This is a genomic window from Streptomyces corallincola, assembly GCF_019104725.1.
GTDB classification, from domain to species: domain Bacteria; phylum Actinomycetota; class Actinomycetes; order Streptomycetales; family Streptomycetaceae; genus Streptomyces; species Streptomyces corallincola.
Window position 1 is genome coordinate 1 of the sequence record NZ_JAHRXF010000093.1, and the last position, 1,106, is coordinate 1,106.

2 protein-coding genes are annotated in these 1,106 nt (G+C 65.8%); both read right to left on the bottom strand.

Annotation, left to right across the window (positions count from 1 at the left end; all coding sequences use genetic code 11):
* Window positions 1-774 (bottom strand): alpha-amylase family glycosyl hydrolase (locus KUM39_RS27900; RefSeq protein ID WP_246620838.1); only part of this gene is annotated, 774 nt, incomplete at its 3' end.
* Window positions 771-1,106: alpha-glucosidase C-terminal domain-containing protein (locus tag KUM39_RS27905; RefSeq protein WP_217788564.1), on the bottom strand; the 336-nt coding region annotated here is incomplete at its 5' end. The genes KUM39_RS27900 and KUM39_RS27905, both read right to left, overlap by 4 nt.

Genomic DNA, 1,106 nt, shown 5'->3' on the forward strand with positions numbered 1-1,106 from the left:
GAGGAGCACCCTGTCCGGGTACTGGGTGTCGATCTCCTCCCGGACCCGCTTCAGGAACATGTGGGTCGCGGGCAGGTTCTCGCAGTTGGTGCCCTCCTCCTGGTAGAGGTACGGCACCGCGTCCAGCCGGAACCCGTCGATGCCCAGGTCCAGCCAGAACTTCAGCGCGGAGAGGATCTCCTCCTGCACCGCCGGGTTCTCGTAGTTCAGGTCCGGCTGGTGGGAGAAGAACCGGTGCCAGTAGTACTGCTTGCGCACCGGGTCGTAGGTCCAGTTGGACGCCTCGGTGTCCACGAAGATGATCCGGGCGTCCTGGTACTGCTTGTCGTCGTCGGCCCAGACGTAGTAGTCGCCGTACGGGCCCTCGGGGTTGTTCCTCGACTCCTGGAACCACGGGTGCTGATCACTCGTGTGGTTCATGACGAAGTCGATGATGACGCGCATGCCGCGCTGGTGGGCGGCGTCCACGAACTCCACGAAGTCCGCGAGGTCCCCGAACTCCGGGAGCACGGCCGTGTAGTCCGAGACGTCGTAACCGCCGTCGCGCAGAGGCGACTTGAAGAACGGCGGCAGCCACAGGCAGTCCACGCCCAGCCACTGGAGATAGTCCAGCCGGGCGGTGAGACCCTTCAGGTCCCCGACGCCGTCGCCGTTGCTGTCCTGGAAGGAGCGCACCAGCACTTCGTAGAAGACGGCGCTCTTGAACCAATCCGGGTTCCGGTCCCGTGCGGGGGTGTCCTCGAAGGTGTCCGGGACGGGCTCGTTGACGATCATATGGCGGATGACCCTCCGGTCGGCGGGGCGGACGGTCGTTGAACCGTGAGGATGTGCGCGGGTCGGCGGCCCGGTTCCAGCCGCACGTAGTTGGCGCTGCCCCAGTGATAGGTCTCGCCGGTGAGCAGATCGCGCACCGGCACCGACTCGTGCCATTCCAGCCCGAGTTGCGGCATGTCCAACGAAACCGTCGCTTCCTGGGTGTGGTGGGGGTCGAGGTTGACGACCACCAGAACCGTGTTCGAACCACTGCGCTTGCTGTAGACGATCACCGCGTCCTGGTCCGCGTGGTGGAAGTGCAGCCCGCGCAGCCTGCGCAGGGCCGGCTGGGT